Here is a 14,869-nt window from a genome sequence, read left to right as displayed (position 1 = left end):
GTTTCCGTAACCGGCGTGCTGTCCCGCGCCGGACGGAACGGGGGAAGACGTGGCACAGGAGAACGAACACAGAGACGGCGGCCCGGAGCCGCAGGACGCGGCCGAGCGGGCGGCCCGGTCAGGCCACCAGCCCCCCGATCCACGCTCGGCTCCCTACGGCGGCCCGCCCCCGGCCTCTCCTCCCCCGCCGCCGCCGGTCTCCCCTCCCCCGCCCCCGGCCGCCCCGCCGCCGCCCGCCGGGCCGTGGCCGCCGGGCAACGCCTGGCCTCCGCCGCCCCCGCCGGGCGCCGCTCCCCCGCCCCCGCCAGGCCCTCCGCCGGGTCCCCCGGACGCCCTGCGCGCGGTCGGCGCCGGGCTCCTCAACCTGAGCGGGCTCGGCCTCGGTTACCTGGCGCTGCGTCAGTGGCTGCTGGCCGGTGTGTGCGTGGTGGCGACGGGAGGGCTGCTCCTGGCCGCCCTCCCGGCGAGCCCGGACGGGGTGCCCGGCGTCTTCGTCGCGGCCTGGGTGGCGGTCGCGGTGCTGGCCGCCGCCGACGCGGCGCGCCGCGCGCTGCGCCGCCCGCTGCCCGGGTGGCCCCGCCCGGCGCTGGCCCTCGTACTCGGCCTGGTCCTGCTGGCGGTCCCGGCCGGCGGCGCGGTGGCGTACGAGAGCGCCCGGGACGAGGCGGTCGAGGAGATGCTGCTGGAGCGGCTGGCCAGGACCGACGCGCTGGCCGAACGGGCCGCCGGGCGGGCCGGGTTCGCCGCCGGGAAGAAGGAGTACACCAAGGCGGTCGAGGGGTACGCGGGCCTCGCGGCGGACCATCCGGAGCGGCGGGCGGCGAAGAAGGTGCCGGCGAAGCTGGAGGCGCTCTACGAGTCGGTGGCCACCCCGTACCGCGAGGACGACCACTGCGAGGCGATCGAGCCGCTGACCTATCTGCGCGGTCTGCCGGACTCGGTGGGCGAGAAGGCGCTCGGCAAGCTGGCCACCTGGCCGGACAAGCCGCTGGCGGACGCCCTCTACACCTGCGGCATGGACCTGGTCGGCCAGGGCCAGGCCGGTACGGGTGGCGACCATCTCACCGCGCTCTTCGCGGAGTTCCCCGAGTCGAAGGAGGCCGGGCAGGTCGGCCCGGCGCTGCTGACCGAGGTCTCCGAACGGTCCGGCGCCCTCCCGGACGACGCCTGCGACAACACCTCGCGGCTGCGGGCCCTGGACTCGCTCGCCGAGAAGCTGCCCGAGGAGTCGGTCTCCGGCGTCTCGGACAAGGCCCGCTCGGGGGTGGAGAAGGGCACGTACTCCTGCGGGGTCGAGGAGTTCGAGGACGGGAAGTTCAGCGAGGCCGCCAAGACCTTCACCGACTTCGCCGACACCTACAAGGGCAACAAGAACCGCGACAAGGCCCGCAAGGCGGCGATCGCGGCCGAGATCGCCGAGGAACGCCCGGCGGCCGGGCGGAAGCTGCCGCCGGCCAAGTCCCCGGGCGGCGCCCGCATGGAGCTGGTCGTCTCCAACGGCGGGCCCGGCACGGTGGAGATCCTCTACACCGGCCCGGTCACCGGCCGCCTCACCCTGAAGGCGTGCGAGGGGTGCAAGGCGTACGACAGCGTGGCGGCGGGCAAGGCGGGGGCCTGCAAGGACAAGAGCAAGTCGTACCCGAAGCAGCGGCTCTCGCTCCCGGCGGGCCAGTACCACTTCCTGTACAAGCGGGGCGCGTCCTCCGAGACGGTGCGCAGCCACTCCTCGGGGGCCAGGATCGAGCCCGGCTACACGTACACGGACTGCGCGTACACGGTGAAGGGGCTCGGCGGGCTGATCCCGCCGCCGGTGGACGGGGCGGCCTGGACGCCACCGCCGGGCACCGGGCGCGACCGGTGAGCGGAGGGGCCGTGGCTCTACGCTGCGGCCCATGACTGACGCACAGCAGAACGCAGAGCCGGGCCGGAACGCCGTCGTGACGGGTGGCGGTTCCGGCATCGGCCGGGCCGTCGCCCTCGAACTCCTCGCCCAGGGCTGGACGGTGACGCTGGCGGGGCGGCACGGGGGACGGCTGGAGGAGACCGTGGCGCTGGCGGGCGAGGCCGCCGGGCGCGCCCTGGTGGTGCCCACCGACGTGACCCGCCCCGAGGAGGTGCGCGCCCTCTTCGCCTCCGCCGCCGAGCGGTTCGGCCCGCTCGGGCTGCTCTTCAACAACGCCGGGATCTTCGGCGGCGGGGGCGTCCCGGTGGAGGAACTGGCGTACGAGACGTGGCGCGAGGTGGTCGAGGTGAACCTCAACGGCGCCTTCCTCTGCGCGCAGGCGGCCTTCCGGGAGTTCAAGGAGCAGCGGCCGCAGGGCGGGCGGATCATCAACAACGGCTCGATCTCCGCGCACACCCCGCGCCCGCACTCGATCGCGTACACCGCGACCAAGCACGCGATGACCGGGCTGACCAAGTCCCTCTCGCTGGACGGGCGTCCGTACCGGATCGCCTGCGGGCAGATCGACATCGGCAACGCCGCCACCGACATGACCGACCGGATGCAGGCCGGAATTCTCCAGGCGGACGGGTCGGTGCGCAGTGAGCCGGTGATGGACGTGGCCGACGTGGCGCGGACCGTACGCCACATGGCGGAGCTGCCGCTCGACGCCAACGTGCAGTTCGCCACGGTCATGGCGAGCGGGATGCCGTACATCGGACGGGGCTGATGCGGGCGGGGCCCGGCATCGCCCGGGTCCCCGGCCGTCCACACAAGCGGAACGTTCCATACCGGGGACAAGCACGCCTCAACAGGCTCTATGCTCAGCCTCCTTCACAGGAACTTCACGCACGGAGCACATCATGCGCATACGTCCCACCGCCGCCTGGGCCCTGGTCACCGCGACCGCCCTCACCGCGCCCCTCCTCGCGGCGGGCCCGGCCGCCGCCGCCCACCAGGGCGGGCTGCACCTCGCCAAGATCCAGTACGACAGCCCGGGCAAGGACACCCGCTCCAACACCTCGCTCAACGCCGAGTGGGTCAACCTCCACAACAACACCCGCTCGGCGATCCAGCTCAAGGGCTACAAGCTGAAGGACAACACCGGCTACACCTACACCTTCGGCAGCTACAAGATCGGCGCGGGCAAGACCGTCAAGGTCCGCACCGGCACCGGCAAGAACGTCTCGGGCACGGTGTACTGGAACCGCAAGAGCTACGTCTGGAACAACGACGGCGACAAGGCCCGCCTGATCAAGCCCAGCGGCTCCCTCCTCGACTCCTGCGCGTGGACGAAGAAGGACAAGGGCACCAAGAACTGCCACTGAGCCGGTCGCGAGGCCGGGTGGGCCGCTCCGGCGCGGGCCCGCCCGGTCCGGGAATAGCGGCCCACGGGGCCCGGTTGGCACGGCCATGAGCCTCGCCGACACGCCCGCCCCGCCCACCGCCGAGCCCGCCGTCCTGCGGTACGCCGCCTTCACCCGCGACCCGGCCGGGGGCAACCCCGCCGGGGTCGTCCTGGACGCCGCCGGGCTCGACGAGGCCACGATGCTGGCCGTCGCCGCCCGCCTCGGCTACAGCGAGACCGCCTTCCTCACCCCGCCGCCGGCCGGCAGCGAGACCCCCGAGGGCGTCCGCGCCTACCGCGCGCGGTACTTCAGCCCGCAGGCCGAGGTGCCCTTCTGCGGCCACGCCACGGTGGCCACCGCCGTAGCCCTCGGCGAGCGGCACGGCACCGGGGAGTACCTCTTCCACACCCAGGCGGGCCCGGTCCCGGTCACCGTCGACGAGCGGGACGGCGCCCTGCGCGCCACCCTCACCGGCGTCCCCCCGCACACCGAGGAGTACGGCGAGGCCGACCTGACCGAGGCGCTGGCCGCCCTCGGCTGGGACCGCGCCGACCTCGATACGGCCCTCGCCCCGCGCGTCGCCTACGCGGGCGCCCGCCACCTGGTGCTGGCCGCCGCCACCCGCGACCGCCTGGCCCGGCTCGACTACGACTTCGAGCGGCTGCGCACGCTGATGCTCCGCACCGACCTCACCACCGTGCAGCTGGTCTGGCGCGACACCACCGACCCCCTGGCCTTCCACGTCCGCGACCCGTTCCCGGTCGGCGGCGTGGTCGAGGACCCGGCCACCGGCGCCGCCGCCCTCGCCTTCGGCGCCTACGCCCGCGAGGCGGGGCTCGTCCCCGAGGACGCCGAACTCACCCTCCGCCAGGGCGAGGACATGGGCCGCCCCGGCGTCCTGACCGTCACCCTGGTCCCCGGCGACCCCCGCGTCCGCGTCAGCGGCACGGGCGTCCCGCTGCCGGAGCCGGCCGCCTGACGGGACGGGGCGGGGCGGAAAATGAGGCGCGGCACCCGCCTCCCCCGACTACCGTGCGCCCATGACCTCCCCCGACGCCGCCTCCGGCCCGCCCCGACCCCGCGCCCTCACCTTCCACGGCCCGCTGGGCGAGCCGCGCGCGGCGGAGCTGACCGCCCGCCTCGCCGCGCACCGGCCCGCCACGGTGCTGGACATCGGCTGCGGCTGGGGCGAGTTGCTGCTCCGGGTGCTCGCGGCAGTGCCGGGGGCGACGGGGACCGGGCTGGACCTGGACGAGGAGGACCTCGCGCGCGGGCGGGCGCTGGCGGCCGAACGGGGCCTCGCCGGCCGGGTGGAGTTCCTCGCCGAGTCGGCCACCGGGACCCGGCGCGGCCCGGCCGACCTGGTGCTCTGCCTCGGCGCCTCGCAGGCGCTGACCGGCGCCGCACCGCCCCGCCTGGTCCCCGAGGCGCTGCGGGAGTTGCGGCGGCTGGTGCGGCCCGGCGGGCGGGTGCTGCTGGGCGAGGGCTTCTGGGAGCGGCCGCCCTCCCCCGGCGAGCTGGCCGGGATGTGGCCGGACGCCGCCGCGAGCGACCACCCGAGCCTCGCGGAGCTGGTGGACGAGGCGGTCGCCGCCGGGTTCCGCCCGGCCCGGATCGAGACGGCGACGCCCGCCGAGTGGGAGGAGTTCGAGTCGGGGTACCGCGAGGACGTGGAGGTGTGGCTCGCCGCCCACCCCGGCCACCCGGAGGCCGCCGCGACCCGCGAGCGGACCGACCGGCAGCGCGCCGCCTGGCTCTCCGGCTACCGGAACGTCCTCGGCCTCGCCTATCTGACGCTGGTGCCGCAGGAATGACGGCCACCGCCCGGCCGCACACGCCGCATACGCGGCCGCCTCCGGGGTGACCGCCGATCACGCGGAGCACGGGAGGGCGGGGCCTGACGCCCCCGAACTGGGGCATCGGTGCAGATCAGGGCCGTTCAGGGTCTTCCCCCGACCGGCGTCGCCCCCTACCATCGCGCCCCATCCGACCACCCCGGTCCGGCGCCCGCCGCCCGGGCTCCCCGAAAGGCCACGGTGCCCGATGAGCACGTACCGCGAGGCGTATGAGCTGAGCCTCACCGACCCCGAGCGCTTCTGGGGCGAGGCCGCCCGGGAGGTGACCTGGTCCCGGGAGCCGGAGCGGGTGCTGGACGCGGAGGCGGCGCCGCTGTACCGCTGGTTCTCCGGGGGCGAGATGAACACCTGCGCCAACGCCCTGGACCGGCACGTGGCGCTGGGCCGGGGCGAGCAGCCGGCGCTGATCCACGACTCGCCGGTGACCGGCTCCCGGCGGACCCTGACCTACGCCGAACTCCTCGACGAGACCGCACGGTTCGCCGGGGTGCTGCGCGGGCTGGGGGTGGAGAAGGGCGACCGTGTGGTGATCTACCTGCCGATGGTGCCCGAGGCAGTGGTGGCGATGCTGGCCTGTGCGCGGCTCGGCGCCGTCCACTCGGTGGTGTTCGGCGGGTTCGCCGCCTCCGAACTGGCGGTGCGGATCGACGACGTACGGCCGAAGGTGGTCGTCGCCGCCTCCTGCGGCATCGAGCCCTCCCGGGTCGTCGCCTACCACCCGATCCTCGACCGCGCCCTGGAACTGGCCGCGCACGCCCCCGAGCGGTGCGTCGTGCTCCAGCGCGAGCGACTCACCGCGGACCTGGTGGCCGGGCGGGACCTGGACTGGGCGGAGCTGATGGCCGACGCGCTCCCCGCCGGCCCGGTGCCGGTCGCCGCCACCGACCCGCTCTACGTGCTGTACACCTCGGGCACCACCGGCCGCCCCAAGGGCATCGTCCGCGACAACGGCGGCCACGCGGTGGCCCTGCTCTGGTCGATGCGGAACATCTACGACGCCTCCCCCGGCGACGTCTTCTGGACCGCCTCGGACGTCGGCTGGGTGGTCGGCCACTCCTACATCGTCTACGGCCCGCTGCTCCTCGGCGCCACCACCGTGCTGTACGAGGGCAAGCCGGTCGGCACCCCGGACGCGGGCGCGTTCTGGCGGGTGGTCGCCGACCACCGGGTGTCGACCCTCTTCACGGCGCCCACCGCCTTCCGCGCCATCCGCAAGGCCGACCCGGAGGCCGCGCTGCTCGACGCGTACGACACCTCCTCGCTGCGCCACCTCTTCCTCGCCGGGGAGCGGCTCGACCCGGACACCTACCACTGGGCGGGCGGGAAGCTCGGCGTGCCGGTGATCGACCACTGGTGGCAGACCGAGACCGGGTGGCCGGTCGCGGCCGACCCGATGGGGCTGGAGCCGCTGCCGCTGAAGCCGGGCTCGCCGACGGTACCCGTCCCGGGCTACGACGTACGGGTGCTGCGGGCCGACGGCGAGGAGTGCGCGGCGGGCGAGGAGGGCGCCCTCGCGATCCGGCTGCCGCTGCCGCCGGGGACGCTGCCCACGGTCTGGGGCGACGACGACCGGTACGTGGCCTCGTACCTCTCCGCCTTCCCCGGGTACTACCTGACCGGGGACGGCGGCTACCTCGACGAGGACGGCTACCTCTTCGTGATGGGACGGACCGACGACGTGATCAACGTGGCGGGGCACCGGCTGTCGACCGGCGCCATCGAAGCGGTCCTCGCCGGGCACCCGGAGGTGGCCGAGTGCGCGGTGATCGGCGCCGCCGACCCGCTCAAGGGCCAGCTGCCGCGCGGCCTGGTGGTGCCGAAGGCCGGCGCGGGCGAGGACCCGGAGCGGCTGGCGTCCGAGCTGGTGGCGCGGGTGCGCGAGGAGATCGGCGCGGTGGCCGCCTTCCGCCGGGTCGACATCGTTCCGGCCCTGCCCAAGACCCGCTCGGGCAAGATCCTCCGCAAGACGATGCGCTCACTGGCCGACGGCCGCGACGAGCCGGCCCCCTCCACCATCGAGGACCCGGCGGTCCTGGACGCGCTCCGCGGCGTCCTGCGCGGCTAGTAGGGCAGCGGGCCCCGCCCGGCGCCCGCCAGCAGATAGGAGACGACCAGCACGATCGCCACGATGACCGCGAAGACGTAGAGGGGCCGCAGCCGGTACGCGCTCCGCTTCACCGCGAGCAGGCGCTGCCCGCGCGCGGGGGCGGGGCGGCGCGGCCCGGGGGCCGGGCGAACGGAGCGGCCGAGGCGGCGTCTCCAGTACACGAAGCGGTAGTACAGCTTGGTCATCGCGGTCATCGTCGCCCCCCGGCGGTCGGCTGCTGCTCCCTCCATCGTGCACGAACAGGCGTACGAGCCGAATTCAGTCGCGGAAGGTGAGGACCTCGTCGGGGGTGCGGCGGCCGGTGCTCAGCGGCACCGAGGGGCCGTATCCCATCCGCAGCACCATCTGGACGTGGCCGGGGCCCTCGGACGGGTCGCGGAGCAGCCAGCGCAGCGAGGGGTGTTCCAGGGCCCGGGTGACGGGAGCGGCGCTGAGCCCGGCACGGGTCGCGGTGAGCAGGACCCGCTGGAGCGCCTGGCCGGCGGCGAGCCAGTCGGCCGGCTCGTCGCGCTGGGTGAGGAGCAGGGCGAGCTGCGGCTCCCGCTCGAAGTCGGCCCACGGCCCGTCGGGGCGCTCGCCGAACTCCCGCACCGAGGCTTCGCCCTCGCGCTTCCGGGGACCGAGCGCGCTACGGGGGATGCCGTCGGCCGCCGCCTCCTCGGCGCGCAGCCACGCCTCCTCCTCGGCGCGGTGGACGGTGGTCTCTCCGGCCTCGGCGTCGGCGAGGACGTCGAGCACCATGCGGTAGTGCCAGCCCTCGGGGAAGACCAGCCGGGCCCGCTCGAAGGCGGCGGCGCGGCCGAGCTGCTCGCGGACGACCCCGGGGATGCGGGTCTCCTCGTACGGCTCCCGGTTGGTGCGGCGTTCGGCGACGGCCGGGTGGAGGGTCGCGGCCTCCCGCTCGACCTCGCCGGCCCGCAGCCGTACGGCGGCGAGCACGTCACCGCCGGTGGCGGGCGGCAGCGGCGAGACCCAGGCGTGCAGCCCGGCGCGGGCGGCGGCGACCCGGAGGTTGAAGAGGGCGGCGCCGCAGCCGATGTGCAGGGCTCGGCGGCGCGGGTCCTCCTCGGGAAGGGTCCGCGCGGCGTCGGCCAGCAGCTCCAGGACGCCGGAGCGCCGGTGGAAGACGTACGCCCAGGGCTGGGTGTTGTGCATGGAGGGCGCGGCACAGGCGTCGCGCACCATCTCCTCCAGCCGCTCGTCGGTGACCGCGGCGGCGTCGGTGGCTTCGGTGGCGTGCGGGCTCGGGGTCATCGTCATCGCCTCCCGCTTTCCACGGTAGGACAGCCCCGGCAGGGCTTCCAGGGGCGAAGGTCCCGGTCCGCTCACTCCTCGGGAGCGGCCTCACCGGGCACCGGGACCCACCGGTGGGACCAGGCGATGACCGCCTCCAGGACCGGTTCGAGGGCGCGGCCCTTCTCGGTCAGCGCGTACTCGACGCGCACCGGTGAGGAGGCGGTCACCTCGCGGGTGACCAGCCCCTCGGTCTCCAGCGTGCGCAGCCGCTGCGTGAGCATGGCGTCGCTGATGCCCGGGACCGAGGCGCGGAGCTGCGAGAACTGCCGGTGTCCGGCGAACAGGCCGCGCAGGATGGCCCCCGTCCACCGGGCGCCGATCAGCTCGATGGCGAGGTGGAACCGTGCGCAGACGGGCCGGACGTCGTCCATGGCTCAGCTCTGCCGCAGCGGTCGCAGGGCCTCGGTGACCCGGACCAGCTCGTCGAACATGGCCTTGGCGCCGGCGTCCATGGCGTCGTTGCCCTCCAGCGCGCCGTCCTTGACGAGCTGCATGGCGAACGGGATGGACACGGCCTCGCTCAGCGGGGTCATCTTCAGCGTGGTCACCACCTGCTTGATCATCTGCGCGGCGCGCGTACCGGCCGAGACACCGCCGTAGCTGACCAGGCCGACCGGCTTGTACGCCCACTCGGAGTGCAGGAAGTCGATGGCGTTCTTCAGCTCGGCGTTGAAGCCGTAGTTGTACTCCGGCATGACGAAGACGAAGGCGTCCGCCTCGGAGACCTTGGCGCTCCAGCGGCGGGTGTGCTCGTGGGTGTACTGACCCAGGCGCGGGTGGTTCGGCTCGTCCATGAAGGGCAGCCCGACCTCGGCGAGGTCCACCACCTCGATCTCGTCGAACCCGCCGTGACGCTGGGCGTACTCCTCCACCCAGGCGGCGACGGTGGGGCCGATCCGGCCGGGGCGGGTGCTGGCGATGATGATCTCGAGCTTCGACATGCGCGGGGGTTCTCCTCGGACGAACGGGAGTCGGGTGGCGCGGGCACGGCTGAGCACCGCACCCCACGAGGGTACTAAAGAAACTAAAGCGACTCGTTATTCCTGAGCGATGAACTTCTGGAGCGACCGCGTCAGCGCCGCCACGAACCCCTCCCGCTCCCCCTCTCCGAGCAGGTCCAGGGAGAGGTACGGGTTGAGGTCCTCCAGCTCGACGAGGAGCAGCTCCCCCTCGCGGGTGCGGCAGGCGTCGACTCGTGTCACCCCGTGCGCGAGGCCGTTCCACTCGACGAAACGGCCGGCGAAGGCCAGGTCGGCGGGGGTCGCCTCGTAGGGCACCAGCTCCCAGCGGCGCCCGGGGCCCGGGGCGTGCAGCGCGTACCGGAACTCCCGGTCGACGTAGAAGAACGACACCTCGTACCGGAAGTCGACGCGCGGCTGGGCCAGCACGCTGCCGTCCAGCCGGGCGGCCACCTCCTCGCGGGGCAGGAACTCCAGCCCTGTCGAGTCGGCCCCGGCGACCGGCTTGACCACGTACGAGGGCGCCTCGGGCAGCCGGTGCAGCTCCTCCGCCCGGTCGACGGTGGGGATGACCGGGTAGCCGGCGGCGGTCAGGTCGAGGAGGTACCCCTTACCCGCCATGTCCCCCTTGCCGGTCAGCGGGTTGTAGACGCGCAGGCCGGTGGTGAGGGCGTGGGCGCGGAAGGCGTCCCACGCCTCCTGGTGGGGCAGGACCGGCCCGCTGTTGCGGACCAGGACCGCGTCGAAGGAGCCGGCCAGCGCCCGCGCGTCCAGCGGGTGGCAGAGGGCGAGGTCGAACTCCTCCCGCAGCCGGGCGGCGAGCCAGGTGTCCTCGTCGCCGTACCGGCGGCCGCGCGCCGGGTAGCTGAGGTCGGTGACGAGCAGGAGGCGGGGGCGGGCGGGCTGCGGCACGGGAACTCCCGGAGCGGTGCGGGGCGGTGGTGAGGCGTCAACCTACCGGCGCGCGGAGCCGGCCCCTCCGCCGGGGGCGGGCCGCCCGCTGTCACCGGGACGCGGCATCCTGGGCCCATGTCCTACCGCCACCCGCGCCAGACCTGCCCCGTCTGCCACCGCTCGGTCGCCACCCCGGCCGGCAAGTTCGCCCGCCACGACCCGCCGGACTCCTCCGGTGTCCCCGGCTTCCTGATCAGCTGCACCGGCAGCCTCCGCCAGGCCCCGCCCGACGGGGAGCAGCCGCTGCTCTTCGAGGTGGGGGCGGGCGCGGCGGGGGCGGGGCAGCTGGACCTGTTCGGGGCGGGGGTCGACATGGACGAGGCGGCAGTCCGCCTCGTCGGTGTGCGGACGACCGGTCACCGTCCCGGCCGCGGTGACCTCACGGACACCGGCGGGGCCGGACAGCCGTGACGGGGCACCATGGCCCGCCGTCACGCGATGACGTCAGAACCCTGAGTCAGCGGCCTCAGTAGAGGGGCGTGATGGACCACCGCTGCTTGGCGATGTTCGTGTCCGGCTCCAGGACCACCCTCTCGTAGGTGTGGTTGCCACGGAGGGGAGCCAGCGCCTGCCGCGAGGCAACCGAGGTGATCTTCCACGTGCCGAAGCCGCTGGGCGTCAGCCGCCACTGGAACTCCGGGGTGTAGTTGCAGGTCCACTGCTCCACGGAGGTCTTACCGCCGTACGGCTTGCCCGGCTTGAGGCACTTCCCGGTCTTCGTGTTGCGAATGATCTTGGAGCCTCCCCCGACAGACTCGAACGTCCAGTGATCGCCACCGCGCGTACGGGACGGATCGTAGGTGACGATGTGAAGGCCGTCACGGGGGTGTTTCCGAAGTTGTACGGCATCAGACTACCGCCGGTCTGATAATTGACAATGCGCTGCGGGGGGGTCGTCGGCGGCGGTGGCGGGGCCCGCAGTCAATCCCCCGAGTAGCGCCGTGATCAGGCCGAGCACGAGAAGAAGCCGGTTGGTCGAGCGTTTCACGGGAAAGGTTCCTCGTTTCTGTACGTACATGACCCATCGGACGCACAGCGCGTCAGGGAATAATCGGCGCGGTGCGGACACAAAGTTGCGTTCCGGCCGGCCTCGCAACTGTCATTCGCGTCACCTTTCACTCGATCAGGTCGACCTGAACACGGGGGATGACGCGTGGCGATGACGGTCGGCGCAATGGCCCGGCTCCGCAGCACACCGCCGGAGCGAAGCCCTCTTCACCGCGGCGTACCAGAAGCCCGCCTCGCGCTCCTTCCCTTCGCGTCCCGGACAAGGGTGGCCGACGGCGCGCCGGCTACCTCGACACAGTGGTCCGATATCGACAATCCGACACCTTTCCCATACCTCCGACTTCCGGCCGCCATACTGAATGGCGGCGAAAAGCAGACCTCGCGCGGCTCTTCCGGGAACGGCGGCGCACCGCGAGCGAGAACACACTCTGAGGCACAGTTCGATTCGCGGGAATGGGTGATCGCAAATTCGGTAGAGTATGCCCTGGCCAGCACGGGCTGCCATCAAGCATCGAAAACGGACTACCCGGACAGACGTGCTTCACCGACCGGCCTGGAAACGAGTCTCGAGTTGATGCGGTGGAAGCACATAACGGCCCGTAATTCGATCGAGTTGCCCCTCGCCACCCGCGCCCCTCCGAAGTCGACGTAGGGGGCCGGCCCCACCGGCAGGACGTCGAGATCCCGCATTCCCTTGCTGCAAGTGTTGTTGGCCTTCTAACCGATTGGCGGTCGCGGTATCGACACCGCCCGGGATGTCTCAGAAATCGCGGACAGACTTGAACGTCTCCGCCGCGCATTCAGCATGCCTGAAGCGTCCCGCACGACGTCCCCCTCCGAAGGGCCGGGTGCCACGTCCGGAACACCTGATTTCTGGAGTGCGCAGGAATGCCGGCTGGCTGTCTTCTCCGCCTCGCCCTCCAACTGGCGGCGCCACTCAAGCCGAAGGACGTGCAGACTCCGGCCCGGATCTCGCAGTCGGGCATCCGCATCTGCCCGCGCGCTTCGGCATCGTGCGTCCCCGGGGAGGCCAAAGGACTCAAGAGAGAGGCGGCAGACGAGTCGGGCTGTACGCCGGGTTCTGTCGCCCGGGGGCCTCGCGGCCTCCGGGGAGACGGCCATCCATCTAGGACCGGCATTGCTGCCGGCCTCGAGCGGTCTACCCGCGGACTCGGGCGAGCAGCCCTCGAACGTCCGCGCAGGGCCGCCTCGCGGCGGCCCCTCTTGACCTTGCTCCGGGTGGGGTTTACCTAGCCGCCTGAGTCACCTCAGGCGCTGGTGGTCTCTTACACCACCGTTTCACCCTTACCGAGGGCCGAGGCCCCCGGCGGTCTGTTTTCTGTGGCACTGTCCCGCGGGTCACCCCGGGTGGGCGTTACCCACCACCCTGCTCTGTGGAGCCCGGACGTTCCTCGGGGAGATCCGGGGATCTCCACGCGGCCGTCCGCCCGGCTCGTCTGCCGTGCGTTCATGGTACCCGCAGGCCGTGGCGGTGAGCGCGGCGCGGCCCGTGCGAGCGGCCCATTACGCTGGCCGGGGCGGCCCTGGCGGGCCGCGCCTGGGGTCTGTCGTCGCCGAAGGAGTCACATCGTGCTCGTGCTGCTGCCGCCGTCCGAGGGGAAGGCCGCCTCGGGGCAGGGCTCGCCGCTGAAGCTGGAGGAACTGTCGCTGCCGGAGCTCACCGCGGCCCGGGAAGCGGTCCTGGGTGAGCTGGTGGAGCTGTGCGCCGCCGACGAGGAGAGGGCGCGGACCGTCCTCGGGCTCAGCGAGGGGCTGCGCGGCGAGATCGGCAAGAACGTGGAGCTGCGGACCGCCGGAACCCGCCCGGCCGGGGAGATCTACACCGGAGTGCTCTACGACGCGCTGGGCCTGGCCACCCTCGACGAGGCGGCGGCGCGGCGGGCGCAGCGGTCGCTGCTGGTCTTCTCGGGGCTGTGGGGCGCGGTGCGGCCGGGCGACGCGATCCCCTCGTACCGCTGCTCGATGGGGGTGAAGCTGCCGGGGCTCGGGGCGCTGGCGGCGCACTGGCGCGGGGCGATGGCCGAGGTGCTGCCCGGCGTGGCCGGGTCGGGGCTGGTGCTGGACCTGCGTTCGGCGGCGTATGCGGGGGCGTGGAAGCCGAAGGGCGAGGTGGCGGAGCGTACGGCGACGGTGCGGGTGCTGCACGCGCGGATGGTCGGCGGCGTGGAGAAGCGGTCGGTGGTGAGCCACTTCAACAAGGCGACCAAGGGGCGGCTGACCCGCGACCTGCTGGCGTCCGGGGCGGAGCCGGAGGGTCCGTCGGAGCTGGTGGACGCGTTGCGGGAGCTGGGGTACGTGGTGGAGGCGCGCGAGCCGGAGAAGGCGGGGGCGGCGTGGGCGCTGGACGTGGTGGTGACCGACGTCCACGGGCGCTGAGCGCGCTCCCGGCACGCACGCGTTGCAGAGTACGCAACGGGCTTTGCGCAGTGTGCGTACGGCCCGTCATCATGGGCCCATGAGCCCTACGCCGTCGCCCTCCCCCACCCCCGTCACCGACTCCGTTCTGGAGCTGGCCCCCGTCCTTCCCGTGGTGGTCGTGGACGACCCGGCCGACGCGGTGCCGCTGGCGCGGGCGCTGGTGGCGGGCGGGCTGCGCGCGGTCGAGGTGACGCTGCGGACGGCCGGGGCGCTGGACGCCGTCCGCGCCATCGGCGCCGAGGTGCCGGAAGCCGTGGTGGGCGCCGGGACCGTGGTGTCGCCGGAGACGGTGGACGCGGCGGTCGCGGCGGGGGCCCGCTTCCTGGTCAGCCCGGCCTGCAGCGAGACGCTGCTGGCCTCGATGAAGGCGTCGGGGGTGCCGTTCCTGCCGGGGGTCTCGACGGCGTCGGAGGTGCTGGCGCTGCTGGAGCGCGGGGTGCGCGAGATGAAGTTCTTCCCGGCCGAGGCGGCGGGCGGCGCGGCCTATCTGAAGTCGCTGGCCGGGCCGCTGCCGCAGGCGCGGTTCTGCCCGACCGGCGGGGTGTCCCCCGCCAACGCCCCGGCCTACCTGGCGCTGCCCAACGTCGGCTGCGTCGGCGGTTCCTGGATGCTCCCGGCCGAGGCGGTCGCGGCGAAGGACTGGGACCGGGTGGAGCGGCTGGCGCGCGAGGCGTCCGGGCTGCGCTGAACGGTGCCCGTTTCGCTCCCCGGGGGCAGGGGTACGCGCCAGGTCCGGCGCTTTCCGGCGCCCCGGCCGCCAGTCGGAGACCGAACGGAGGAGCACGCATGCTGAAGGCCATCGGAGACGTTTTCCGTCAGATCGGCGGTGCGGTCGCCACCGTCGTCACCCTGCCGTTCCGCGCGGTCGCCCGCCTCTTCGGCGGTGCCTCACGCACGGCCCACGGCCACCACTGAGCCGCACACGGCGCTGCCCCGGACCCCTTTCAGGAGGGGTCCGG

General features: G+C 73.6%; 16 protein-coding genes and 1 other RNA gene. 10 read left to right on the top strand and 7 right to left on the bottom strand.

What is annotated here, in order from left to right; genetic code table 11:
* Positions 1-49: 49 nt before the first annotated feature.
* The 6 genes from OIM89_RS22750 to OIM89_RS22725 all read left to right on the top strand — a co-directional run bounded on the left by OIM89_RS22750 (position 50) and on the right by OIM89_RS22725 (position 7,212).
* Entirely contained in the window at positions 50-1,861 is a 1,812-nt protein-coding gene (locus OIM89_RS22750) for a hypothetical protein (protein WP_257204280.1), read from the top strand.
* Between the two features lie 31 nt (positions 1,862-1,892).
* Positions 1,893-2,672, top strand: a complete 780-nt coding sequence (locus OIM89_RS22745; protein ID WP_151169659.1) for an SDR family oxidoreductase — start codon at positions 1,893-1,895, stop codon at positions 2,670-2,672.
* 133 nt (positions 2,673-2,805) lie between these two features.
* The gene (locus OIM89_RS22740; protein WP_030698470.1) at positions 2,806-3,270 is read left to right on the top strand and encodes a lamin tail domain-containing protein; all 465 of its coding nucleotides are present in this window, start codon (positions 2,806-2,808) and stop codon (positions 3,268-3,270) included.
* A gap of 85 nt (positions 3,271-3,355) precedes the next feature.
* Positions 3,356-4,270, top strand: a complete 915-nt coding sequence (locus tag OIM89_RS22735) for a PhzF family phenazine biosynthesis protein (protein ID WP_175457924.1) — start codon at positions 3,356-3,358, stop codon at positions 4,268-4,270.
* 61 nt (positions 4,271-4,331) lie between these two features.
* The gene (locus OIM89_RS22730) at positions 4,332-5,105 is read left to right on the top strand and encodes a methyltransferase (RefSeq protein WP_257204277.1); all 774 of its coding nucleotides are present in this window, start codon (positions 4,332-4,334) and stop codon (positions 5,103-5,105) included.
* Positions 5,106-5,151: 46 nt separating this feature from the next.
* Positions 5,152-7,212, top strand: coding sequence for a propionyl-CoA synthetase (locus tag OIM89_RS22725; protein ID WP_264491586.1), 2,061 nt, complete (start codon positions 5,152-5,154; stop codon positions 7,210-7,212).
* Here OIM89_RS22725 and OIM89_RS22720 read toward each other — a convergent pair.
* From OIM89_RS22720 to OIM89_RS22700, 5 genes are all read right to left on the bottom strand, one after another.
* Positions 7,209-7,439, bottom strand: coding sequence for a hypothetical protein (locus OIM89_RS22720; protein ID WP_229360120.1), 231 nt, complete (start codon positions 7,437-7,439; stop codon positions 7,209-7,211). The genes OIM89_RS22725 and OIM89_RS22720 overlap by 4 nt on opposite strands.
* Positions 7,440-7,512: 73 nt before the next feature.
* Entirely contained in the window at positions 7,513-8,508 is a 996-nt protein-coding gene (locus OIM89_RS22715) for an Acg family FMN-binding oxidoreductase (RefSeq protein ID WP_047471082.1), read from the bottom strand.
* 71 nt (positions 8,509-8,579) lie between these two features.
* Positions 8,580-8,921 carry a winged helix-turn-helix transcriptional regulator gene (locus OIM89_RS22710; protein WP_030698464.1) on the bottom strand — a complete coding sequence of 114 codons (342 nt, stop codon included), beginning with the start codon at positions 8,919-8,921 and terminating at the stop codon, positions 8,580-8,582.
* A gap of 3 nt (positions 8,922-8,924) precedes the next feature.
* Positions 8,925-9,491 carry an NADPH-dependent FMN reductase gene (locus tag OIM89_RS22705; RefSeq protein ID WP_030698463.1) on the bottom strand — a complete coding sequence of 189 codons (567 nt, stop codon included), beginning with the start codon at positions 9,489-9,491 and terminating at the stop codon, positions 8,925-8,927.
* A 96-nt stretch (positions 9,492-9,587) separates the two neighbouring features.
* The gene (locus OIM89_RS22700) at positions 9,588-10,421 is read right to left on the bottom strand and encodes a hypothetical protein (protein ID WP_195731099.1); all 834 of its coding nucleotides are present in this window, start codon (positions 10,419-10,421) and stop codon (positions 9,588-9,590) included.
* Positions 10,422-10,538: 117 nt separating this feature from the next.
* Here OIM89_RS22700 and OIM89_RS22695 point away from each other — a divergent pair, with 117 nt between their 5' ends.
* Positions 10,539-10,874, top strand: coding sequence for a hypothetical protein (locus OIM89_RS22695; RefSeq protein ID WP_229360119.1), 336 nt, complete (start codon positions 10,539-10,541; stop codon positions 10,872-10,874).
* A 55-nt stretch (positions 10,875-10,929) separates the two neighbouring features.
* Here OIM89_RS22695 and OIM89_RS22690 read toward each other — a convergent pair whose 3' ends face one another.
* Both OIM89_RS22690 and rnpB read right to left on the bottom strand, forming a co-directional pair.
* Complete coding sequence (locus tag OIM89_RS22690) at positions 10,930-11,271, bottom strand: RICIN domain-containing protein (protein ID WP_078858014.1); 342 nt, start codon at positions 11,269-11,271, stop codon at positions 10,930-10,932.
* 1,254 nt (positions 11,272-12,525) lie between these two features.
* Positions 12,526-12,927: RNase P RNA component class A (gene rnpB / locus OIM89_RS22685), an RNA gene on the bottom strand.
* A 134-nt stretch (positions 12,928-13,061) separates the two neighbouring features.
* On the opposite strand from rnpB, the gene yaaA reads away from it, so the two are divergent.
* From yaaA to OIM89_RS22670, 3 genes are all read left to right on the top strand, one after another.
* Positions 13,062-13,868: a peroxide stress protein YaaA gene (yaaA, locus tag OIM89_RS22680; protein WP_030698459.1), complete on the top strand. Its 807-nt coding sequence runs from the start codon at positions 13,062-13,064 to the stop codon at positions 13,866-13,868.
* 79 nt (positions 13,869-13,947) lie between these two features.
* Complete coding sequence (eda, locus tag OIM89_RS22675; RefSeq protein WP_264491585.1) at positions 13,948-14,598, top strand: bifunctional 4-hydroxy-2-oxoglutarate aldolase/2-dehydro-3-deoxy-phosphogluconate aldolase; 651 nt, start codon at positions 13,948-13,950, stop codon at positions 14,596-14,598.
* A 98-nt stretch (positions 14,599-14,696) separates the two neighbouring features.
* Positions 14,697-14,825: an LPFR motif small protein gene (locus OIM89_RS22670; RefSeq protein WP_023419677.1), complete on the top strand. Its 129-nt coding sequence runs from the start codon at positions 14,697-14,699 to the stop codon at positions 14,823-14,825.
* Positions 14,826-14,869: the final 44 nt, after the last annotated feature.

It is taken from the genome of Streptomyces sp. BI87 (genome assembly GCF_025957665.1).
In the GTDB taxonomy this organism is placed as follows: domain Bacteria; phylum Actinomycetota; class Actinomycetes; order Streptomycetales; family Streptomycetaceae; genus Streptomyces; species Streptomyces albidoflavus.
This window is presented reverse-complemented; position numbering and strand designations above follow the sequence as displayed.

Coding starts and splice junctions, on each gene's coding strand:
- OIM89_RS22710 (WP_030698464.1), bottom strand. CDS start 8,921: ATGGACGACGTCCGGCCCGTCTGCGCACGGTTCCACCTCGCCATCGAG.
- eda (WP_264491585.1), top strand. CDS start 13,948: ATGAGCCCTACGCCGTCGCCCTCCCCCACCCCCGTCACCGACTCCGTT.
- OIM89_RS22735 (WP_175457924.1), top strand. CDS start 3,356: ATGAGCCTCGCCGACACGCCCGCCCCGCCCACCGCCGAGCCCGCCGTC.
- OIM89_RS22715 (WP_047471082.1), bottom strand. CDS start 8,508: ATGACCCCGAGCCCGCACGCCACCGAAGCCACCGACGCCGCCGCGGTC.
- OIM89_RS22705 (WP_030698463.1), bottom strand. CDS start 9,491: ATGTCGAAGCTCGAGATCATCATCGCCAGCACCCGCCCCGGCCGGATC.
- OIM89_RS22720 (WP_229360120.1), bottom strand. CDS start 7,439: ATGACCAAGCTGTACTACCGCTTCGTGTACTGGAGACGCCGCCTCGGC.
- OIM89_RS22745 (WP_151169659.1), top strand. CDS start 1,893: ATGACTGACGCACAGCAGAACGCAGAGCCGGGCCGGAACGCCGTCGTG.
- OIM89_RS22730 (WP_257204277.1), top strand. CDS start 4,332: ATGACCTCCCCCGACGCCGCCTCCGGCCCGCCCCGACCCCGCGCCCTC.
- OIM89_RS22740 (WP_030698470.1), top strand. CDS start 2,806: ATGCGCATACGTCCCACCGCCGCCTGGGCCCTGGTCACCGCGACCGCC.
- OIM89_RS22670 (WP_023419677.1), top strand. CDS start 14,697: ATGCTGAAGGCCATCGGAGACGTTTTCCGTCAGATCGGCGGTGCGGTC.
- OIM89_RS22695 (WP_229360119.1), top strand. CDS start 10,539: ATGTCCTACCGCCACCCGCGCCAGACCTGCCCCGTCTGCCACCGCTCG.